At 71.5% G+C, this 20,286-nt stretch carries 17 protein-coding genes; 3 read left to right on the top strand and 14 right to left on the bottom strand.

The genetic code is table 11. The features are described from left to right. Positions 1–150: 150 nt before the first annotated feature. Positions 151–1,431: an EAL domain-containing protein gene (locus BLW78_RS00400; protein ID WP_091675597.1), complete on the bottom strand. Its 1,281-nt coding sequence runs from the start codon at positions 1,429–1,431 to the stop codon at positions 151–153. 86 nt (positions 1,432–1,517) lie between these two features. Next, on the bottom strand, positions 1,518–3,410 hold the full coding sequence (locus BLW78_RS00395) for a sigma 54-interacting transcriptional regulator (protein ID WP_091675595.1): 1,893 nt from the start codon (positions 3,408–3,410) through the stop codon (positions 1,518–1,520). 306 nt (positions 3,411–3,716) lie between these two features. Between BLW78_RS00395 and cynS the strand changes: the two genes are divergently transcribed. Continuing rightward, a complete protein-coding gene (gene cynS / locus BLW78_RS00390) occupies positions 3,717–4,205 on the top strand; it encodes a cyanase (RefSeq protein WP_029358676.1) in 489 nt (162 codons plus the stop codon). A 97-nt stretch (positions 4,206–4,302) separates the two neighbouring features. Here the strand turns inward: cynS and BLW78_RS00385 are convergent, their stop codons facing one another. The 5 genes from BLW78_RS00385 to BLW78_RS00365 all read right to left on the bottom strand — a co-directional run bounded on the left by BLW78_RS00385 (position 4,303) and on the right by BLW78_RS00365 (position 11,068). Then, positions 4,303–7,599, bottom strand: a complete 3,297-nt coding sequence (locus BLW78_RS00385; protein ID WP_091675592.1) for an efflux RND transporter permease subunit — start codon at positions 7,597–7,599, stop codon at positions 4,303–4,305. A gap of 272 nt (positions 7,600–7,871) precedes the next feature. Beyond that, positions 7,872–8,306: a tellurite resistance TerB family protein gene (locus BLW78_RS00380; RefSeq protein ID WP_020091280.1), complete on the bottom strand. Its 435-nt coding sequence runs from the start codon at positions 8,304–8,306 to the stop codon at positions 7,872–7,874. A 106-nt stretch (positions 8,307–8,412) separates the two neighbouring features. Next, a complete protein-coding gene (locus BLW78_RS00375) occupies positions 8,413–8,613 on the bottom strand; it encodes a DUF3606 domain-containing protein (RefSeq protein WP_091675589.1) in 201 nt (66 codons plus the stop codon). Between the two features lie 164 nt (positions 8,614–8,777). Beyond that, positions 8,778–8,999 carry a YbdD/YjiX family protein gene (locus tag BLW78_RS00370; protein WP_020091282.1) on the bottom strand — a complete coding sequence of 74 codons (222 nt, stop codon included), beginning with the start codon at positions 8,997–8,999 and terminating at the stop codon, positions 8,778–8,780. Positions 9,000–9,007: 8 nt separating this feature from the next. Next, positions 9,008–11,068: a carbon starvation CstA family protein gene (locus BLW78_RS00365; protein ID WP_091675586.1), complete on the bottom strand. Its 2,061-nt coding sequence runs from the start codon at positions 11,066–11,068 to the stop codon at positions 9,008–9,010. 287 nt (positions 11,069–11,355) lie between these two features. Between BLW78_RS00365 and BLW78_RS00360 the strand changes: the two genes are divergently transcribed. Then, positions 11,356–12,225 (top strand): NAD(P)-dependent oxidoreductase, encoded by an 870-nt coding sequence (locus BLW78_RS00360; RefSeq protein ID WP_020091284.1) that lies wholly within the window; start codon positions 11,356–11,358, stop codon positions 12,223–12,225. Positions 12,226–12,352: 127 nt separating this feature from the next. Here the strand turns inward: BLW78_RS00360 and miaA are convergent, their stop codons facing one another. Beyond that, positions 12,353–13,279, bottom strand: a complete 927-nt coding sequence (gene miaA / locus BLW78_RS00355) for a tRNA (adenosine(37)-N6)-dimethylallyltransferase MiaA (protein ID WP_056524343.1) — start codon at positions 13,277–13,279, stop codon at positions 12,353–12,355. A gap of 14 nt (positions 13,280–13,293) precedes the next feature. On the opposite strand from miaA, the gene serB reads away from it, so the two are divergent. Then, positions 13,294–14,187 (top strand): phosphoserine phosphatase SerB, encoded by an 894-nt coding sequence (gene serB / locus BLW78_RS00350; RefSeq protein WP_091675584.1) that lies wholly within the window; start codon positions 13,294–13,296, stop codon positions 14,185–14,187. A 3-nt stretch (positions 14,188–14,190) separates the two neighbouring features. On the opposite strand, the gene BLW78_RS00345 is transcribed toward serB, so the two are convergent. The 6 genes from BLW78_RS00345 to BLW78_RS00320 all read right to left on the bottom strand — a co-directional run bounded on the left by BLW78_RS00345 (position 14,191) and on the right by BLW78_RS00320 (position 20,235). After that, on the bottom strand, positions 14,191–14,697 hold the full coding sequence (locus tag BLW78_RS00345) for a coiled-coil domain-containing protein (RefSeq protein ID WP_091675581.1): 507 nt from the start codon (positions 14,695–14,697) through the stop codon (positions 14,191–14,193). Positions 14,698–14,838: 141 nt separating this feature from the next. After that, complete coding sequence (locus tag BLW78_RS00340; RefSeq protein ID WP_091676451.1) at positions 14,839–16,392, bottom strand: DegQ family serine endoprotease; 1,554 nt, start codon at positions 16,390–16,392, stop codon at positions 14,839–14,841. Between the two features lie 113 nt (positions 16,393–16,505). Continuing rightward, entirely contained in the window at positions 16,506–17,483 is a 978-nt protein-coding gene (locus BLW78_RS00335) for a protease modulator HflC (RefSeq protein WP_091675578.1), read from the bottom strand. After that, on the bottom strand, positions 17,480–18,673 hold the full coding sequence (gene hflK, locus BLW78_RS00330; RefSeq protein WP_091675576.1) for an FtsH protease activity modulator HflK: 1,194 nt from the start codon (positions 18,671–18,673) through the stop codon (positions 17,480–17,482). The genes BLW78_RS00335 and hflK overlap by 4 nt, the downstream gene beginning before the upstream one ends. Positions 18,674–18,955: 282 nt before the next feature. Next, on the bottom strand, positions 18,956–19,444 hold the full coding sequence (locus BLW78_RS00325) for a dihydrofolate reductase (RefSeq protein ID WP_091675573.1): 489 nt from the start codon (positions 19,442–19,444) through the stop codon (positions 18,956–18,958). Then, the gene (locus tag BLW78_RS00320; protein WP_091675571.1) at positions 19,441–20,235 is read right to left on the bottom strand and encodes a thymidylate synthase; all 795 of its coding nucleotides are present in this window, start codon (positions 20,233–20,235) and stop codon (positions 19,441–19,443) included. The genes BLW78_RS00325 and BLW78_RS00320 overlap by 4 nt, the downstream gene beginning before the upstream one ends. Between the last annotated feature and the right edge of the window lie 51 nt (positions 20,236–20,286).

The raw sequence follows: 20,286 nt of genomic DNA, 5'->3' as shown, positions 1-20,286 counted from the left end.
AGCCCGCCTCCGAGACCCGAAGACGCATGGTCCGAAAACACGCACCGGATGCAAGCGTTTCCGCCCGGAGCCGCGCGCTTCCCGCCCGCCCGGTGCATCGAAACCACGCTCGCGGGGGTGGCGAAAGACCGCGCCGGGCCCGGGAATCCGTCAGGCCCGGACGTGGAACCCGTGCCGCCCCGGATCAGCCTCCCCGGAGAGCCCGACACGCCACGCCTCGGCGTTCCAGGCCGCCGCCGCCGCGAGGGCGTCGGCCTCCGGCATCGGGCGGCCGAAATGGTAGCCCTGGCCCAGGGCGCAGCCCATCGCCGCGAGGGCCTCCGCCTCGGCGCGGCCCTCGATGCCCTCCGCGACCGCCGTCACCCCGATCTCCTCGGCGAGCCGCAGGATGGTCTGGACGATCCGGCGATCGCGCGGCTCCGCCAGCATCGCCCGGACGAAGGCCCGGTCCACCTTGAGCGTGGTGATCGGCAGGGTGCTGAGATGGCTGAGCGAGGAGTAGCCGGTGCCGAAATCGTCCACCGCGATGCCGAGGCCGGCGGCGCGACAGCGCGCGAGGGCGGCCGCGGCCCCGGCCGGATCCTGCATCAGCGCGCTCTCGGTGACCTCGATCTTGAGGGCGCCGGGCGCGAGGCTGGTCCGGCGCAGCATCGCGTCGACGAGGCCCGGTATGTCCGCGCGGGCGAGATCCTGGGCCGTGACGTTGAAGCTCACGAACAGGGAGGGCTCGACGGAGGCGGGCGCGCGCAGGCCGGCCTGCAGGATGCGGGGCACGATCCGGCCGATCGCGTCGATCACCCAGGCGGTGATCGCCAGGATCAGGCCGTTCGCCTCGGCGGCCGGAATGAAGGCGGCGGGGGGCACGAGCCCGCGCTCGGGATCGTGCCAGCGGATCAGGGCCTCGAAGCCGGCGAGGCGCCCGGTGGCGAGCCGCACGATCGGCTGCAGGAACAGCGCGAACTGGTCCCGGGCCAGGGCGCGCCGCAGGGCGCGCTCCTGCGCGAGCGACGCGACCGTCGCGTCGAAATCGGCGCGGGCGGAGGGCGACGGCGGCGCCTGAAGCCCCTCGGCGGAAGCCGGCCCGAGGCGGGGCAGGGTCTCGCGGAACCGGGCGATGAGCCCCTCGAGGCAGAGGCGCAGGATCGGATCGGCGCCGGCGAGCCGCTGGCGGATCTGCGCCGCGTCCACCGGGACGAGCACGCTATCCGCCTCGGCGCGCGCGCCGGCGGAGCGCGGGAGGGCGTCGAGGATGGCCATCTCGCCGAAGATCTCGCCGGGGCCGCGCCGGGCGAGCACGGCCTCACCGCCGTCGCGCCGCCGGAAGATCGCGATGCGCCCGCTCAGGATCAGGTAGGCGCAGTGCCCGATCGCCCCCTCCTCGAACAGGACGGTGCCGGCCGGGAGAGTGACGGGATCGGAGAGGTCGTGCATCGGTCGGGGACGTTGCGCCTTCGCGGGGAAAGCCCGGCGCGAGCGTAGGCACAGCGGCCTTAAGATCGGATCAAGGGCCCGCCGGATCAGCCGCGCGGGATCCCGTGTGCCTTGATCCGCGAGGCCAGCGTCGTCGGCCGAAGGCCGAGGAGCGCGGCCGCGCCGCCCGGCCCGGAGATCCGGCCGCCCGCCAGCGCCAGGGCCGCGACGATCTCGGCGCGGTCGCGCGCCCGGCGCTCGGCCTCGGTGGCGGGCCGCCCGCCGGGCGGCGCGGCCGGGCTGGCCGCGTCCGCGGGTCCGGTCGCCTCACCGTCGGGCAGGTCGAGGCGGAGGCGTCCCCGGGCGGACAGGATCACCGCCCGCTCGATCACGTTCTCCAGTTCCCGGACATTGCCGGGCCAGGAATAGCGGCAGAGGCGGCGGACATCGCCCTCCGTGAGGCGCGGCTCCGGGACGGTGAGGCGGCGCGCGGCGACCCGGAGCAGGTGCTGGGCGATCGGTGGGATGTCCTCGGGCCGCTCGCGCAGGGGCCGCGCCTGGATCGGGAAGACGTTGAGGCGGAAGTAGAGGTCCTCCCGGAAGCGGCCCGCCCGGATCTCGGCGCGCAGGTCCCGGTTGGTGGCCGCGACCACGCGCACGTCCACCGCCCGCGTGCGCGCCTCGCCGACCCGCTCGAACGAGCGCTCCTGCAGGACGCGCAGCAGCTTGCCCTGGAGGTCGAGGGGGATCTCGCCGACCTCGTCGAGGAACAGCGTGCCGCCGTCGGCGAGTTCGAACCGGCCGATCCGGTCGCGCAGCGCCCCCGTGAAGCTGCCCTTGGCGTGGCCGAAGAACTCGCTCTCGAACAGCTCGCGGGGGATCGCCGCGCAGTTGACGCGAATCATCGGGCGGGCACTGCGGCGGCTGCCCTCGTGGATCGCCCGGGCGATCAGCTCCTTGCCGGTGCCGGATTCGCCGGTGATCAGCACGGTGGCGTCGGTGGCGGCGACGCGGTCGACCTGCCGGAGCGTCGCCGCGATGGCGGGCGAGCGGCCGATGATGCCCTGGTGCTGGCGCTCGGCCCGGATCTCCTCCTTCAGGTAGGCGTTCTCCAGCTCCAGGCGCTCCCGGAGGGAATCGACCTCGGCGAGTGCGCTCGTCAGGCGGGCCTCGGCCTCACGGCGCTGGCTGATGTCGCGGAACACGATGACGGCGCCGAGCAGGCGCCCCCGGTCGCGGATCGGCGTCGAGGTGTACTCGACCGGGAAGGCGGTGCCGTCGGCGCGCCAGAAGACCTCGTGATCGACTTGGTGCACGGTCCCGTCCCGGAACGCCGCGTAGATCGGGCAGTCGCGGTGGGGGTAGTGGCTCCCGTCCGGGCGGGTGTGGTGCACGGCGGCGTGCATGTCCCGGCCGACGAGGTCGGCGGCCTCGCAGCCGAGCATGCGCGCGGCGGCCGGGTTGACGAAGGTGGTCACACCCTCCGCGTTGACGCCGTAGATCCCCTCCCCGGCCGCGCGCAGGATCAGCTGGTTGCCCCGCTCGATGTCGCGGAAGATGCGCTCCACGCGCTGCCACTCCGAGAGGCCGGCGCGCATGTGCGCCTCGGCCTCGCCGTCGACCTGGCGGCGGTGGAGCGTGTCCGGGTCCGCCAGGGTGACGAGGAGGCGCATCGCGTCGCCCGGGAGCGGGAAGGCCGCGGTCTCGACCCGCAGGTCGCGTCCGGCCGCGTCGCGCGGCGCCAATGTGCGCGTCCACCAGTGCCCCCGGGCCAGCGCGGCCTCGGTGAAGACCGTGAGCGCCGGGAGCTGGTCCGGGAACAGGGCGCTCGCCCGTGCGCCGCGCAGCGCCGGGCGGCCGTAGCCGAGGAGGCGCGCCGCCGCCGGGTTGGCGTCCGCGACCCGGTCCTCCTCCGGCGCTAGCACCAGCATGGGATCCGGGCTCGCCTCGAAGACCGGCCCGAAGCTTCCGGCGGCACCGGACTCACGATATATCGTCATTGGCTCACGATATCTCGTTTCCAACGAGATGTCGTGAGCGACATCCGGCGACCCAAACCTCTGGCAGACCGAGCGATTTCTCCGGCATCCCTTCTGGCACACCCTTTGCCGAGTGAGGCTGTCCGCCCGTCGGCCGGCACCGCTCCCGAAGGCGCGCCGCGACGACGCCCGGCGGATGTCCGCGTCCGGACGCGACCGTCCCCCCTCACCGGTCGCGGTCCGGACGCGCACCCGCACCGGGTGGGTGGGGCCGCGGAGCGCGCGGCCTCACCGGACCCATCGCAGATCGAGATCCGGGAGCCGACGATGAAGCGCGAAGACCTCACCGAGAAGCTTCTCGACATCAAGCGCGAGAAGGGGTGGAGCTGGAAGCACATCCACGCGGAGATCGGCGGCCTGTCGCCGTTCCTGATCACCGCGGCCTGCATGGGCCAGATGAAGCTCCCGAAGGCCCAGGCCAAGCGGGCGGCCGAGCTCTTCGGCCTCACCGCCGCCGAGGAGCGGATGCTCAACGAGCCGCCCTATCGCGGCTCGATCCCGTCCATGCCGCCCACCGACCCGCTGATCTACCGGTTCTACGAGCTGGTGATGGTCTACGGCACGACCTTCAAGGAGCTGATCCAAGAGGAGTTCGGCGACGGCATCATGTCGGCGATCGACTTCAACATGGACATGGCCCGGGAGGCCAACAACAAGGGCGACCGCGTGAAGCTCACCATGTCGGGCAAGTTCCTGCCGTACAAGTACTACGGCAACGACGACGACACGCCGGAATACGGCTTCAAGGAGGGGTGAGCGACCCGCAAGGGCATCCCCCCGACCGGGATCCGACGGTCAGGCATCCGGATCGGGCCAGCGACACCGGCCGCGGCGCGCGACGCGCCGCCGTCCCTCACGCCGCCGCCGGGCGGCCCTCCGGCTCCAGGTAATCCTGCACCGGCCGCGCCGGGCCGCCGCGCATCAGCACGTAGAGGAAGGGCACAAGCAGCAGGGTCGCGGGCGTCGCGAAGGCGATGCCGCCCATAACCGCGCGGGCGAGCGCGGCGTTCTGCTCACCGCCCTCGCCGGTGCCCAAGGCCATCGGGATGAGCCCCAGAAACATCGCCGAGGCGGTCATCAGCACCGGCCGCAGCCGCGTCTCGCCCGCCGTGATCGCCGCCTCCAGGGCGCTGCACCCGGTCTCCTCCCGGTGCTCCTTGGCGAAGGTGACGAGCAGGATCGAGTTCGCCGAGGCGATGCCCACCGACATGATCGCCCCGAAGATCGACGGGATCGAGAACGGCGTGCCGGTCACGAACAGCGCGAAGGTGATGCCGCAGAAGGCCATCGGCAGGGCGGCGATCACCACGAACGGGTCGCCCCAGCTCTGGTAGTTCACCGCCATCAGCAGGTAGACGGCGATCAGCGCGATGCCGAGGCCGATCTCCAGGCGGAAGAAGGCCGAGCGCATGTTCTCGATCTGGCCGCGGACGACGATCTTGTCCGGCGCCTCGAGGTTCTTCTGCTCGTCCTCGACGATCCTGTCGATATCGCGCGCGACCGAGCCGAGGTCCCGGTCCTGCACCGAGGCGAAGATGTCGAAGGTCGGCTGGATGTTGACGTGGCTGATCATGGTCTGCGTCGGCGTCCGGCGGATGTCCGCGAGGCTCGACAGCAGGGTCAGCACCCCGGGGCCGGAGCCGGAGGTCGCGGCGGCGCGCACGAACATCGGCGTGTTGCGCAGGTCGGTGAGCGAGCTGTTGCGGTACTCGGGCGTCTGCACCCAGAGCTGGTAGGGGATGCCGGTCTTCGGGTCCGGCCAGAAGTTCGGCGTGACCTGGTAGCTGCCGGACAGCGAGATGTTCATGTTCTGCGCCACCTGCTGCTCGGTCAGCCCGAGTTCGGAGGCGAGGCGCCGGTCGACGTCGACGTAGAATTGCGGCTCGTTGACGATCTGCTGCAGGTGGACGTCGACGAGACCCTTCGTGTGCTTCAGCCGCTGCACGATGCGCTGGGCGACCTCCAGGTCCTTCTCCTTGTGCCGGCCGGAGACCTGCACGTCGATCGGCGTGAGGACGCCGAAGTTCAGGATCTGGGTGATCATGTCGGCGGGCTGGAAGTAGACGACCACGTCGGGGAAGCGCTTCATCAGCACCTCGCGCAGGCGCTTCATGTAGCCCGCCACCGGGCCGTGCCCCTCCTTCAGGCTGATCAGCATCTGCCCGTCATTGTAGGAGACGAACGAGCCGTCCGAGAACGCGAAGTTGTAGTTGTTCGACGGCAGGCCGATGTTCTGGAGGATCTGGTCGACCTCACCCGCCGGGATCACCTCGCGGACGGTGTCCTCGACCTCGGCGAAGACCTGCCGGGCGGTCTCGATGCGCATGCCGACGCGGGTGCGCAGATGCATGGTCATCTGGCTCGCCTCGATCTGCGGGAAGTAGTCCTGGCCGACGAACACGAACAGCACGCCGGTCATGCCGAGCACGCCGCCGACGGCGCCCAGGGTGACGATGCGGTGGCGCAGCACCGCGTGGAGCAGCCCGACATAGCCCCGGTGGAACCGCGCGAAGCCGCGCTCGAACGCGCCGTGGATCCGGCCGGCGAGCCGCAGCGCGGGGGCGCCCACGAGGCCGACGGCCCGGGCGATCCGGCCCCGCCGGGGCGCCGCGTGCTGCGCCGGGTGCGCGTCATGGTGCGCGTCCCGGTCCTTGGCGTGCTTCTGGCGGTATTCCGGCGCCACGATCACGTCGATCAGGAGCGGCACCAGGGTCCGCGACAGCAGGTAGGAGGTCAGCATCGCGAACACGACCGCGAGCGCCTGCGGGGTGAACAGGTATTTCGGCGTGTCGGTGAGCGCGAACACGGCCGTGAAGGCCGCGCAGATCGCGAGCGTCGAGATCAGCGCCGGCTTGGCGATGCCGGCGGCGCCGTGGACCACGCTCTCGCGGAACTCCTCGCCCTCCTCGAACAGCCGGTAGGTGTTCTCGATCGCCACCGTGGCGTCGTCCACCAGGATGCCGACCGCGAGCGCCAGGCCGCCCAGCGTCATCACGTTGATGGTCTCGCCGAGCGCCGCCAGCACGGCGAGCGAGGTCATGACGCAGAGCGGGATCGAGATCAGCACGATGATCGTCGAGCGCCAGGAGCCGAGGAACAGCAGGATGGCGAGGCCGGTCAGGGCCGCCGCGGTCAGCGCCTCGTGGAGCACCCCCTCGATGGCGTTCGAGACGTAGACCGACTGGTCGAAGAGCGGCTTGATCGCCAGCCCCTCGGGCGCGGCGGCGCGAATCGTCGGCATCGCCGCCTTGACGTTGTTGACCACGCTCAGGGTCGAGGCGTTGCCGTTCTTGATGATCTGCATCAGCACGGCCTGCTGGCCGTCGGCGCTGACCACGTTGACCTGCGGCGGGCCGCCGTCGCGGACATAGGCGACGTCGCGCACCAGCACGGGCTGGCCGGCCACCACCTTGATCGGCGCGAGGTTCAGGGTCTCGATCGACGGCGGGGTGCCGTTGAGCTGGACCGGGTACTGCTGCTCGCCGATCTTGGCGAGGCCGGACGGCACGGTCAGGTTCTGGGCCGTCATGGCGTTGGTGACGTCGAGCGGCGTCAGGCCGAGCGCCTGGAGGGCGTTGAGGTCGAGGTCGACCATGATCTGCCGGGGCGCGCCGCCGAAGGGCGACGGCAGGGTCGAGCCCGGGACCTGCGCCAGGGTCTGGCGGATCCGGTACTGGGCGTAGTCGTAGACCTGGTTGAGGCTCTCCTTGGCCGAGGTCAGGGCGAGCTGGATCACCGGCACCGAGGAGGCGGAGTAGCGCACGATCACCGGCGGCTGCGTGCCGGGGGGCATCACGGCGCGGATCGAGTTGGTCGAGGACACCACCTGGGCGATGGCGAGATTGAGGCTGACGGTGGGCTCGAAGTAGATCCGCTGCACCGCCGTGCCCTGGAGCGTCGTCGACTCCATGCGGCGGATGTTGTTGACGTTGTTGGAGATGCCGTACTCGGCGTAGGTCGTGATGCGCTGTTCCATCTCCGGCGCCGAGAGGCCGGTATAGGTCCAGACCACCACGACGACCGGGATGTCGACGACCGGCAGCACGTCCTTCGGCGCGACGACGATCGCCCCGACGCCGCCGAGCATCATCAGGACCGCGAGCACGTAGGTCGTGATCCGGAACTTGAGCGCGTAGAGGACGAGGCCCATGCGGTCTCCGCCGTCCGGCCCCGGGCCGGCAACTCCGCGTTGTATACCGGCTCACCGGCTAAACCCGGACTGTTTCGCTATCACGTCCGGTCAGGCAAGGGACGGGCCGCGTCGCCGCAGGTTCGGGATGGCGGCGGCCTCGCGCCCGCGCCGGCGTCCGCGAAGACCCGGCACGGCGGGCCGGGCCGCGTCACCTCGGGATGCGGGTGCCGGACGGGGAGAGCGCTCCCGGCGCGCCGTCCCGGGGTCTGCCGGGCGACGGGCCGGCCGGATCAGCGCAGCAGGGCGGACTTGTCGACCTGCAGCGCCCCGGCGATCTCGTCGAGCGCCTTGTGCTCGACCTCGCTGATGCCGTCGATATCGGCCACGTCCGCGCCGATCAGGAACACGTCCTGGCGCTGCTCGATCGGACGATCCGCGATGGCGCCGACATGGCGCAGGTTCTCCAGCCGCCCGGCCCGGGTCTTGGCCCGGGTGATCGCCTCGTAGAGCTCCTGCTCGACGCGCAACGTGTCGTAGGATTTCTCGAGGATCGGGTTGGCGCGGATGCCGGTGATCGCCGACTCGATCTCCTCCTCGCCCACGTCGCCATCGGCCACGATGACGTTGGCGGCGGACGAGACCGCGGCCTGCAGGAAGACCGCGTCGCCCGCGTACGACATGATCGTGCGGCCGAACCGAAGGATGGCGTCCTGGAAAATGCTCATGCCGACCTCCCGTCGGGCCTGAGATGGCGGATATTGTGGCGGCGGAGTCAAGATGCGGCCGAGCTTAAGCCCGGGATCGCGGAGGACTAGTCCTGGCGCGGCGGGATCAGGTGGCGGGCTCGTGGCCCGGCCAGTCGCGCCCGAGATGGGCGGCCACGCGGGCCGGATCGTCGCCGACCGCCGCCACGGCGGCCTCGACCTGCTCCACCGGGACCATGAACCGGCGCGCCCAGTAGGCCCGCTCCCAGGCATGGGCGGTGTTGACGGCCCGGGGCTCGATCGGATCCTGCACGCTCTGGTCGGTCATCGGCTCTCCGCGTCGCGCGAGGGCCGGGCGGCCCTCCGGCGTGGAGAACGCCGGCCGGGCCCGATCGGGTCCGCGCAGCGAGCGGGGCCCGGTCCGCGGCGAGGACACGCCGCCGTCATCGCGCGCGCAGCGAAGCAAGGACGACCAGGCTCACCGGCCGCCTGTCAGCAGCAGCGGAAGCCCGCGGTGTTGCCGACCCCGAAGCGGGCGTTCTCCCGGTTGCGGAAGAACTCCACCTCGCTCATCGGCGCCTGGTCGGGATGGGTGCGGCGGACATGCTCGGCATAGGCCGCGTAGTCCCCCTGCCCGACCATCAGGCGGGCGCCGTCGCAGACGCACTTGGACAGCGTCCGGATCCGGTCCCGCAGGTTCGACGACGGCAGCATGGGACCTCCTACTCGGCCGGGACCATGTGCGGCTCGGTCTCCAGCGCGGTCCAGCGATCGGCGCGCCACGCCTTCAGGCAGGCGGCGATGCCGAAGCCCGCGATGGCGACGACGAGGCCGATGAACAGGGCCGCCAGCACCGCGTCGATCCGGTCGTTGAGGATGATCTGGCTCATCTGGTCGGCGTTCTTGGCAGGCGCCAGGATCTTGCCCTCGGCGGCGGCGGCCGCGTAGCGCTCGGCGTGCGCCAGGAAGCCGATCTTCGGGTCGGCCGAGAAGATCTTCTGCCAGCCGGCCGTGAGAGTGCAGATGCACAGCCACGCGGTCGGGATGATGGTCACGAACGCGTAGCGCTCGCGCTTCATCTTGAAGATCACCACCGTGCAGAGCGTCAGCGCCACCGCGGCCAGCATCTGGTTCGAGATGCCGAAGAGCGGCCACAGGGTGTTGATGCCGCCGAGCGGGTCGGTCACGCCCTGGTACAGGAAGTAGCCCCAGGCCCCCACCGAGATGGCGGTCGCCGCGATGCTCGGGCCCCACGACGTGGTGTTCTTGAACGACGGCACCGCGAGCGCCACGAGGTCCTGCACCATGAACCGGCAGGCGCGGGTGCCCGCGTCCACGGCCGTGAGGATGAACAGCGCCTCGAACAAGATCGCGAAATGGTACCAGAAGGCCATCATCGCCTTGCCGCCGATGGCGGACGAGATGATGTGGGCCATGCCGACCGCGAGGGTCGGCGCGCCGCCGGCCCGCGAGATGATCGTGTGCTCGCCGACGTCGGCGGCGGTCTGGGTGATGACCTCCGGCGTCGTGGCGAAGCCGAGCTTGGTCACCGCGGCGGCGGCGGTCTCGGGCGTCGTGCCGACGAGGGCCGCGGGCGAGTTCATGGTGAAGTAGACGCCCGGGTCGATCACGCAGGCCGAGACCAGCGCCATGATCGCCACGAAGGATTCCATCAGCATGCCGCCGTAGCCGATGAAGCGGGCGTCGGACTCGCTGGCGATCAGCTTCGGGGTGGTGCCCGACGAGATCAGGGCGTGGAAGCCCGAGACCGCGCCGCAGGCGATGGTGATGAACAGGAACGGGAACAGGCTGCCCGCCCAGACCGGGCCGGTGCCGTCCACGAACTTGGTGACCGCCGGCATCTGCATGTGCGGCGCCACGAAGGCGATGCCGAGCGCGAGGCCCACGATGGTGCCGATCTTGAGGAAGGTCGACAGGTAGTCGCGCGGGGCCAGCAGCAGCCAGACCGGCAGGATCGACGCCACGAAGCCGTAGCCGATCAGCATCCAGCAGAGCTGTGGGCCCGTGAAGGTGAAGGCCGGCCCCCAGACCGGGCTCGCCGCCACCGAGCCGCCGGCGACGATCGCCAGCATCAGCAGGACGAAGCCGAGGATCGAGACCTCGCCGATCTTGCCCGGCCGGATGTAGCGCGAATAGCCGCCCATCAGCATGGCGATCGGGATCGTCGACATCACCGTGAAGGTGCCCCAGGGGCTCTCGGCCAGCGCCTTGACGACGATCAGCGCCAGCACGGCGAGCAGGATCACCATGATCAGGAAGGTGCCGAACAGGGCGATGATGCCGGGAATCGTGCCGAGCTCGGCCCGGATCAGCTCGCCGAGCGAGCGGCCGTCCCGGCGCATCGACACGAACAGGACCATGAAGTCCTGCACGGCGCCCGCGAGGACCACGCCGGCCAGGATCCACAGCATGCCGGGCAGGTAGCCCATCTGAGCGGCGAGCACCGGGCCGACCAGCGGGCCCGCGCCCGCGATCGCCGCGAAGTGGTGGCCGAACAGGACGCCGCGGTTGGTGGGCACGTAGTCGAGCCCGTCGTTGTGGCGCACCGCGGGGGTCGCGCGCTTCGGGTCGAGCCGCATCACCTTGTCGGCGATGAACTGGGAATAGTAGCGGTAGGCGATGAGGTAGACGCAGACCGCCGCGACCACGATCCAGAGGGCATTGATCGTCTCGCCGCGCTGGCTCGCCACGATCGCCAGCGCCGCGGCGCCGAGCGCCCCCACGAGGGCCCAGGGCCCGTGCCTGCCGATCGCCGTACCCATGTCCCACTCCCTGACCGAACGCCTCGCGCGCGGGGCCGCGCGGGGGGCTCCGGCTGGGACTTCGTGGTCCCGGGCTACACGGGCGGGTTATCCTATTGGTCCGGCGTTGACGCAAGCGATCCGAGCTGTGATGCAGCGTCGGCGGCGGCACGACGCCCAATCTGTCACATCGGGTCCCCCGGCACGGCCCCGACCCCCTTCACGGCCCGGCTGCCGAGCTCCGTCGCCGCCCGCCGTCGGAGATGGAAGGGCGCCGGCGCGGTCGGGCCCGCGAGGAGCGCACGACAATGGCGAAGGTCGCATTCCTGGGTCTCGGCGTGATGGGCGGCCCGATGGCCGGACACCTCGCCAAGAAGGGTGGCCACGACGTCACCGTCTACAACCGCACCACCCCGAAGGCCGAGGCCTGGGTGAAGACCTACGGCGGCGCCCACGCGCCCACGCCCCGGCAGGCCGCCGAGGGCGCCGAGATCGTGTTCGCCTGCGTGGGCAACGACGACGACCTGCGCAGCGTCGTGCTGGGCGACGACGGGGCGCTCGCCGGCATGAAGCCCGGCGCGGTGTTCGTCGATCACACCACGGCCTCCGCCGAGGTCGCCCGGGAGCTCGCCGCGGCGGCCGAGGCCAAGGGGCTCGGCTTCATCGACGCGCCGGTCTCCGGCGGCCAGGCGGGCGCCGAGAACGGCGTGCTCACCGTGATGTGCGGCGGCGACGCGGCGACCTACGCCAAGGTCGAGGGTGCGATCGGGTCCTTCGCCCGCGCCTGCCGGCTGATGGGCCCGGCCGGCGCCGGCCAGCTCACCAAGATGGTCAACCAGATCTGCATCGCCGGCCTCGTCCAGGGCCTGTCGGAGGGCGTCCACTTCGCCAAGCGCGCCGGCCTCGACGTCGAGGCGGTGCTCGACGTGATCTCCAAGGGCGCCGCCGGCTCCTGGCAGATGGAGAACCGCGGCAAGACCATGAACGCGGGCAAGTTCGACTTCGGCTTCGCGGTCGACTGGATGCGCAAGGATCTCGGCATCCTGCTGGACGAGGCCCGCCGCAACGGCGCCAAGCTGCCGGTCTCGGCCCTCGTCGACCAGTTCTACGCCGAGGTGCAGGCCATGGGCGGCAACCGCTGGGACACGTCGAGCCTCGTGGCGCGGCTGGAGCGCTGAGGGCTCCGGCCTTCGCCCGGAGCCGAGGACCGGGCAAGACGCGACAGGCTCCCTCTCACGCGCGAGAGGGGGCCGCCTGGATCGCGGCGCCGCGCGCCGGTCTCCCCCGGCGGGTCGGACGCTCGCCTCAGAACAGTTCCTCGACCCCCGCGGATTCCGGATCCACCCAGCGCCACGCCTCCCCCATCTGGTGGCGGAACCACGTGACCTGGCGCTTGGCGTAGGCCCGCGTGTCCGCCTGCCCCCGGACGATCGCCGCTTCGAGGCTCATCGCCCCGTCGAGGTGGGCGATCAGGCCCGGCACCCCGTGGGCGCGCATCACCGGCAGCATCGGGTCGAGATCGCGCGCGCGCAGGCGGGCGACCTCGTCCAGGGCCCCCTCGGCGATCATGGTCCGGAAGCGGGCGTCGATCCGGGCCCGCAGCACCGCCCGGTCGGGTGCCAGGAAGATTCTCTGGAGGTTCCGCCCGGCGAGCGGGCCGGGAACGGGATCGCCGTAGAAGCTGGCGATCGGCCGGCCCGTCGCGAGAAAAATCTCCAGGGCGCGCATCACCCGCATCCGGTCGCTCGGCCGCAGGCGGGCGGCCCCCTCGGGATCGTGCCGGCCGAGCTCGGCGTGCAGCGCCTCGGTCGGGCGGCCCTCGGCCGCGTCCCGCACCTGCCGCCGCACGACGTCGGGCACCGGCGGCAGCTCCGAGAAGCCCTGCTCCAGCGCCCGGAAGTACAGGCCGGTGCCGCCGACGAAGACCGGCAGGCGCCCGCCGAGCGTCGCCAGCAGCGCCGCCGCGTCCCGCGAGAAGTGCCCCGCGGAGTAGTTCACGGCGCCGTCGACGTGGCCGTAGAGCCGGTGAGGCACGCGCGCCTCCTCGTCCGGGTCCGGACGGGCGGTCAGGCGGCGCAGGTCCGCGTAGACCTGCATGGAATCGGTGTTGATCACCACGCCGCCGTGACGCTCCGCCAGCCGGGCGGCCAGCGCCGACTTGCCCGACGCGGTGGGCCCTGCGATGAGGACCGCGGCCGGGCGCCCCCCGGCTTCCCCCCGGTCTGGCGGCAAGGCGAAACTCCACGATGCTGGTCGCGGTCCTGATAGCAAACCCGGATCGGCCGTCCATCACCGACGCGGTGCTGGCCGAGACGCGCGCCGTGCTGCGGACGGAGCACCAGCCCCGGATCCTGCACGGCGAGGTGGCGGCCGAGCTGCTGGTGCCGGGCGAGCCCGCGGCCGCGGCGGCCCTCACCGACAGGCTGCGCACGGCGCTGGCCGGCGAGCCGATCGACCTCGCGGTGCTGCCCGCCGACGCGCACAGGCGCAAGCGCCTGTTCCTGGCCGACATGGATTCCACCATGATCGAGCAGGAATGCATCGACGAGCTCGCCGGGACGCTCGGCCTCAAGGACCACGTGGCGGCGATCACCGAGCGGGCGATGCGGGGCGAGATCGCCTTCGAGCCGGCCCTGCGCGAGCGCGTCGCGCTCCTGAAGGACATCCCGGTCGGCGCGGTCGACGGGCTGATCGCCGAGCACCTGACCCTGACCCCGGGCGGCGGCACGCTGGTGCGGACCATGCGGGCGCACGGCGCCCAGACCTGCCTAGTCTCCGGGGGCTTCACCCTGTTCACCGGCCCGATCGCCGCGATGATCGGCTTCGACGAGCACCAGTCCAACGTGCTGGGCGTGGCGGACGGGCGGCTCACCGGCCTGGTGGAGGACCCGATCGTCGGGAAGGCCGAGAAGCGCGCGACGCTGATCGCGCTGCGCGGGCAGCTCGGCCTCGGCGCCGCCGAGACCCTCGCGGTCGGCGACGGCGCCAACGACCTCGACATGCTGGGCGAGGCCGGCCTCGGGGTGGCGTTCCGGGCCAAGCCCGCGGTCGCGGCCGCGGCGCGGGTCCGGGTCGAGCACGGCGACCTCACCGCGCTCCTGTACCTGCAGGGCTACGCGGCGGCGGAGTTCGTGGGGTGAGGCTCAGTGGAGGGTGCGGGTCAGGGCGATGACCGCGCCGAGCACGGCGAGCGTCTGAAAGCCGATCGCGCCGACGAGCCAGCGCACCGTCTCGACCTTCGCGGAGGCGATCGCGCCCTTCACGGCCTCGATGTCGGCCTTGGTCTCGAGGCGCAGGCTGTCGATGTCGGCTTTTGTGGATAGGCGGAGGGCTTCGATATCCGACTTGGTCGACTGACGAAGACTGTCAGAATCCGCCTTGGTCGAGATGCGAAGCCCCTCGATATCCGCCTGGGTCGTGAGTCGCAGTGCCTCGATGTCGCCGCGGGTCTGTATCTTGAGGGCTTCGATATCGCCGCGGACGATCTGCAGTTCGGCCTGCACGTCGCGAATGTCGGCTTTGGTTGCAAGATTCCCGTCGAAGACGTCCACCAGCGCGTCGGCCAGGCCCTCCGCCTGCTCGGGCGACAGCTTCGCCTTCTCCCGCAGGGCGCGGGCGAACTTCAGGGTGTCGAACGCTACGGCCGTCATGGGTCCGAACCCGCCCGAGCCGCACCGACTCGCGGCCCCAGTGTGCCGTGCCGCGGCGCAGCGTCAATGTGGGCCCCCTGAACGCGCGAGGGCCGCCGCTCCCCGCGGAGCGACGGCCCTCGGCAACGCGGTCGAGGCCGCTCAGTCGAGGCCGACGGCCACGAAGCGCACGTCGCCGGTGGCGCCCGCCACCAGCAGCAGCACCGACTTGCGCCCATCCTTCTTGAGGGCGTCGATCCGCTTGGTCACCTCCGCGGGGGTGCTGACCGATTCCTGGCCGACCTCGACGATCACCTCGCCGGGCTGGATCCGCTTGTCGGCGGCGGTCGAGTTCGGGTCGACCCGGGTGACGACCACGCCCTTCACGGTGTCCTTGATGGAGTACTTCTTGCGCAGCTCGTCGGTCATGCCGGAGAGGTTGAGGCCCAGCGCCTGCCGGGTCGCGCTCTCGGGCTCCGGCTGGCGCAGGTTGGCGAGCTGCGGCTTGTCGCCGTCCTCCAGGCGGCCGAGGGTGACGGGCTTCGTCACCTCCTCGCCCTTGCGCATGACGACCACGTCGACCTTCTGGCCGACCGGGGTCGAGGCGACGATGCGCGGCAGGTCGCCCGAGGCTTTCACCGGCGCGCCGTTGAACTTCAGGATCACGTCGCCGACCTCGATCCCGGCGGTCTTGGCCGGTCCCTTCTCGTCGACGCCGGCCACCAGGGCGCCCCGCGCGCCGCCCTTGAGGTTGAGCGCCTCTGCGGTGGTGTCGTCGACGTTCTGGATGCGCACGCCGAGCCAGCCGCGGCGGACCTCGCCGAAGTCGCGGAGCTGGTCGATCACGGGCTTGGCCGTGCCCGACGGGACCGCGAAGCCGATGCCCACCGAGCCGCCGGTCGGCGACAGGATCGCCGTGTTGATGCCGATCACCTCGCCGTCCATGTTGAACAGCGGGCCGCCGGAATTGCCCTTGTTGATGGCCGCGTCGGTCTGGATGTAGTTGTCGTAGGGTCCGGACTCGATGTTCCGGCCCCGCGCCGAGACGATGCCGGCCGAGACCGAGCCGCCGAGCCCGAACGGGTTGCCGATGGCGATGACCCAGTCACCCGGCCGCATCTTGTCGGAATCGCCGAACGGCACGGCCTTCAGCGTGCGGTCGGCCGGGGGCTTCACCCGCAGGACCGCGAGGTCGATCTTCGAATCCTTGCCGACGATCTCGGCCTTCAGCTTCGTGCCGTCGTGCAGGATGACCTGGATGTCGTTGGCGTCGCCGATGACGTGGTTGTTCGTCACCACGAGGCCGGCGGAATCGATGATGAAGCCGGAGCCGAGGGAGTTCGACTTGCGCTGCTGACGCGGCCCGTCGCCGTCACCGCCGCCACCGCCGCCGCGACCGCCGCGGCGGTTGAAGAACTCCTCGAACAGGTCCTCGAACGGGGTGCCCGGGGGCACCTGCGGCCCGGCACGGCCGGCGCGGGCCTCGACGGTGGTGGACGCGGAGATGTTCACCACCGCGTCGGTGACCTGCTCGGCGAGATCGGCGAGGGAGGCCGGCCCCTTGGCGAAGGCCGGCACCGGCAGGGCGGCCGCGGCCACGGAGACGGTGACCGAGGCGCCGATCAGGATCGAGGCCATCACCGCGCGGGCGCGGGAGCGGGGCCGCGCCGGGGCGCGGTCGAACGGCGCCTCGGGGGCGCTCGCGACGGGGTGCATGGTCGACCTCTTCATGAACGCGTTTCCGGTCCCGCGGGCCTCGACCGATGGCCGATCGCCCGCGGGTTGTCCTGCAAGGTAATCCGCGGGCACCGGGGCGCCAACGGGCCCCCTCAGCGCGCCGTCCCCACCGTGGAGCCGGTCGTCGACCCCGTGGTGGCGCTCGGATCGGCCGGTCCGCGCGGCCCGCGGGCGGCCGGGGCGGGTGCCCGACCCTGCGGATCGCTGAAGAAGCGGAAGAAGTCCGTGTTCGGGCTGATCACCAGGCGGGTATCGGATCCCTTCAGCCCGCTCTCGTAGGCCTGCATCGAGCGGTAGAAGCTGAAGAAATCCGCGTCCTTCCCGAACGCGTCCGCGAGGATGCGGTTCTTGTCCGCGTCACCCTGTCCACGCAGCTGCTCGGATTTCTGCGTCGCCTCGGCCAGGATGACCGTGACCTCGCGGTCGGCCTTGGCGCGGATCGTGGCGGCGATCTGGTCGCCGTTGGCGCGGATATCGGCGGCCTCGCGCTCGCGCTCGGTCTTCATCCGCCGGTAGACGGCGGCCGAGTTCTGCGCGGGCAGGTCGACGCGGGTCATGCGCAGGTCGACGATCTCGATGCCGAGCGCCTTGGCCTGCCGGTTCACGTCCTCCTGGATCTGGTGCATCAGCTGCCCGCGATCGGTCTTCACGATCGCGTCGCGGGTCGAGCGGGCGAGCACGTTGCGCAGGCCGGAATTGGTGAAGCTCGCGAGCCGCTGGTTGGCCAGCCCGATATTGCCCACCGCCTGGTAGAAGCGCAGCGGATCGACGATCCGGTAGCGGGCGAAGGCGTCCACCTCCAGGTTCTGCCGGTCGGCGGTGAGCACCGTCTGGACCGGCAGGTCGAGGTCGAGCACGCGCTTGTCGAAGACGACCACGTTCTCCATGAACGGGATCTTGAAGTACAGGCCGGGCTTGTCCTCGCCGGTGGCGTTGAGGACGGCCCGGACGCGGCCGAACTGCAGGACGAGCGCCTGCTGCATCTGGCCGACGGTGAAGATCGAGGCGTAGAGGCCGATCGCGACGATGGCCGCGACCACGATCAGGCCGGTGCGGAGAGCTTGTTTCATCGGGCAGCTCCCGTCTGGGTCTGGGCGCGGGCGCCGAACTCGGAGAGCGGCAGCACCGGCAGCACGCCGGCCGCGGTGGTACCGCCGGGCTGCGTCCCGTTCTGGTCGATGATCACCTTGTTCACGGAGCCCAGGACCTTCTCCATCGTCTCCAGGAAGATCCGCTCGCGGCTGATCGCCGGGGCGGCCTTGTAGGAGGCGTAGACCTCGCTGAAGCGCGCGGCCTGGCCGGTGGCGTCGGCGGTCGCCTTCGTCCGGTAGGCCTCGGCCTGCTGGACGATCTGGGACGCCTTACCGCGGGCCTGCGGCACCTCGCGGCTGGCGTAGGTCTTGGCCTCGTTCTGCGCCGTGTCGGCGTCCTGCTGGGCCGCGTTCACGTCGATGAAGGCGGGGCGCACTTCCGGCGGCGGGTTGACCGAGACGAGCTGCACCACCTCGATGCGCACGCCGGCGCCGTACTCGTCGAGCGCCTTCTGGACCATCTCCTTCACCTCCTGGGCGATGCTCGACTGCTCGTTGGTGAGGATCGCCTGGATGTTGCGGCGGCCGATCACCTCGCGCATCGCGCTCTCGGAGATCGCCTTGATGGTGCCCTCCGGATTCTGGAGGTTGAACACGAAGTCGGAGGCCTTCAGCGGGTTGACCCGCCACTGCACCTCGAAGTCGAGATCGACGATGTTCTCGTCGCCGGTGAGCATCAGGCTCTCGTCCGGCACGTCGCGGTTGCGGCCCTGCCCGTTCGGGCCGGCGCGGAAGCCGATCTGGATCGAGTTCTGGGAGCCGACATCCGGCTTCACCACCCCGCCGATCGGATAGGGGAAGTTGTAGCGCAGGCCCTCGCCCTTGGTGCCGACGTAGCGGCCGAAGATGGTCTCGATGCCGACCTGACGGGGGTAGACGGTGTAGAAGCCGGTCGCGAGCCAGATGGCGACGGCCAGGACGGCGATCACCGCCGCGCTGCGGCCGCCGCCGACGCCGGTCGAGCCGCCGCCGCCGTAACCGCCGCCCGAACCGCCACCGCCGCCCGGGATCAGACCGCGCAGGCGGTCCTGCCCGCGCCGGAGCAGGTCCTCGAGGTTCGGCGGCGTCTTGCCACCGCCGCCGCCGCTGCCGCCACCCCAGGGACCACCGCCGTTACCGCCGGGCCGGCCCCAGGGCCCCCCGCCGCCGCTCTGATTGCTCCAAGGCATCCTAGCCGTCGTCTCCTGCCTGTCCGCGCCCGGCCCACGTCCCGACCGGCGCCCCCTGCCTGAACGGCCACGCTCGCCCGCCTAGTCCCGACCATCCGGACCGATCGCACCGCGACCGCTCCCGGCTGGAGGCCTCGAGGGCCCGCACGCGCATCTTCCCGCAGGATGTGCAGGCCCGGCGTGAGCGCGCGCACCCGACAGGCACCTGCGGGCGCACGCCCCGTGCTGTCAAGGCTGGCAGGTGGGCATGCGCGGCGCGGAACGCAAATGCGGCGGCGCGCCTCAGCGTGCGCGCTCCCAGTCGACGAAGGCGAAGGCGTGCTCGTCCCGCGGGCCCGCCGGGTGCGCCTCGCGGAACGCCTCCCGGAAGCGGGCGCGGTCGAAGGCGGGGAATCGCACGTCGCCGGCGGGCTCGGCCTCGACCTCGGTGAGGTGGAGCCGGTCGGCGTGCGGGAGCGCGAGCGCGTAGATCTCGGCGCCGCCGACCACCATCAGCTCCGCCCCGGCGGCGGCCAGCGCGGAGTCCCAGTCGTGGACGGTCTCGACCCCCTCGGCGCGGAAGCCCGTGTCCCGGGTCAGCACCAGGGTGCGGCGCCCCGGCAGGGGCCGGCCGATCGAATCCCAGGTGCGCCGGCCCATCAGCATCGGCTTGCCCATGGTCAGGGCCTTGAAGCGCTTGAGATCGCTGGAGAGATGCCAGGCGAGCCCGTTGTCGCGGCCGATCACGCCGTTGCGGGCGACGGCGGCGACCAGGGAAACGATCGGGCTCATACCGCCACCGAGGCCGCGATGGCGGGATGCGGGTCGTAGTTCTCGATGGCGATGTCCTCGAACCGGAAGGCGAAGAGGTCGCGCACCTCCGGGTTGAGCCGCAGGTGCGGCAGCGGGCGCGGCTCCCGGGCCAGGAGGGTGCGGGTCTGCTCCAGGTGGTTCCTGTAGAGGTGCGCGTCGCCGAAGGTGTGGACGAAGTCGCCGACCCCGAGGCCGGCCACCTGGGCGATCATGTGGGTCAGGAGGGCGTAGCTCGCGATGTTGAACGGCACGCCCAGGAAGGCGTCCGCCGAGCGCTGGTAGAGCTGGCAGGAGAGCCGCCCCTCGCTGACGTAGAACTGGAACAGGCAGTGGCAGGGCGCGAGGGCCATCCGGTCGAGGTCGGCCGGGTTCCAGGCCGACACGATCAGGCGGCGGGAATCGGGGTTGCGTCGGATCTCGTCGAGCACCCAGGCGATCTGGTCGACCGTGCCGCCGCCGGGCTTCTCCCAGGAGCGCCACTGCTTGCCGTAGACCGGGCCGAGATCGCCGCGCTCGTCCGCCCACTCGTCCCAGATCGTCACGCCGTTCGCCTTCAGCGCCGCCACGTTGGTGTCGCCCGCCAGGAACCAGAGCAGCTCGTGGATGATCGAGCGCAGGTGCAGCCGCTTCGTGGTGACGAGCGGGAAGCCCGCCGACAGGTCGAAGCGCATCTGGTGGCCGAACACCGAGAGCGTGCCGGTGCCGGTGCGGTCGTCCTTGGCGACGCCCGCGTCGAGGATGCGCCGGAGCAGGTCGTGATAAGCGTCCATCGCCCATTCCTGCGCGCCGGCGCGCCGGCCGGCAAGCGCGCCGCCGCCATA

Origin of the sequence: Methylobacterium sp. 275MFSha3.1, from assembly GCF_900108435.1 — a bacterium.
Taxonomy (GTDB): domain Bacteria; phylum Pseudomonadota; class Alphaproteobacteria; order Rhizobiales; family Beijerinckiaceae; genus Methylobacterium.
The sequence above is the reverse complement of the archived record's forward strand: the minus strand, read 5'-3'. Positions and strand labels throughout refer to the sequence as shown.

What these genes read in the sequence shown, in the direction of transcription:
- BLW78_RS00400 (WP_091675597.1), bottom strand. Translation starts at nt 1,431, where the DNA reads ATGCACGACCTCTCCGATCCCGTCACTCTCCCGGCCGGCACCGTCCTG.
- BLW78_RS00395 (WP_091675595.1), bottom strand. Translation starts at nt 3,410, where the DNA reads ATGACGATATATCGTGAGTCCGGTGCCGCCGGAAGCTTCGGGCCGGTC.
- cynS (WP_029358676.1), top strand. Translation starts at nt 3,717, where the DNA reads ATGAAGCGCGAAGACCTCACCGAGAAGCTTCTCGACATCAAGCGCGAG.
- BLW78_RS00385 (WP_091675592.1), bottom strand. Translation starts at nt 7,599, where the DNA reads ATGGGCCTCGTCCTCTACGCGCTCAAGTTCCGGATCACGACCTACGTG.
- BLW78_RS00380 (WP_020091280.1), bottom strand. Translation starts at nt 8,306, where the DNA reads ATGAGCATTTTCCAGGACGCCATCCTTCGGTTCGGCCGCACGATCATG.
- BLW78_RS00375 (WP_091675589.1), bottom strand. Translation starts at nt 8,613, where the DNA reads ATGACCGACCAGAGCGTGCAGGATCCGATCGAGCCCCGGGCCGTCAAC.
- BLW78_RS00370 (WP_020091282.1), bottom strand. Translation starts at nt 8,999, where the DNA reads ATGCTGCCGTCGTCGAACCTGCGGGACCGGATCCGGACGCTGTCCAAG.
- BLW78_RS00365 (WP_091675586.1), bottom strand. Translation starts at nt 11,068, where the DNA reads ATGGGTACGGCGATCGGCAGGCACGGGCCCTGGGCCCTCGTGGGGGCG.
- BLW78_RS00360 (WP_020091284.1), top strand. Translation starts at nt 11,356, where the DNA reads ATGGCGAAGGTCGCATTCCTGGGTCTCGGCGTGATGGGCGGCCCGATG.
- serB (WP_091675584.1), top strand. Translation starts at nt 13,294, where the DNA reads ATGCTGGTCGCGGTCCTGATAGCAAACCCGGATCGGCCGTCCATCACC.
- BLW78_RS00345 (WP_091675581.1), bottom strand. Translation starts at nt 14,697, where the DNA reads ATGACGGCCGTAGCGTTCGACACCCTGAAGTTCGCCCGCGCCCTGCGG.
- BLW78_RS00340 (WP_091676451.1), bottom strand. Translation starts at nt 16,392, where the DNA reads ATGCACCCCGTCGCGAGCGCCCCCGAGGCGCCGTTCGACCGCGCCCCG.
- BLW78_RS00335 (WP_091675578.1), bottom strand. Translation starts at nt 17,483, where the DNA reads ATGAAACAAGCTCTCCGCACCGGCCTGATCGTGGTCGCGGCCATCGTC.
- hflK (WP_091675576.1), bottom strand. Translation starts at nt 18,673, where the DNA reads ATGCCTTGGAGCAATCAGAGCGGCGGCGGGGGGCCCTGGGGCCGGCCC.
- BLW78_RS00325 (WP_091675573.1), bottom strand. Translation starts at nt 19,444, where the DNA reads ATGAGCCCGATCGTTTCCCTGGTCGCCGCCGTCGCCCGCAACGGCGTG.
- BLW78_RS00320 (WP_091675571.1), bottom strand. Translation starts at nt 20,235, where the DNA reads ATGGACGCTTATCACGACCTGCTCCGGCGCATCCTCGACGCGGGCGTC.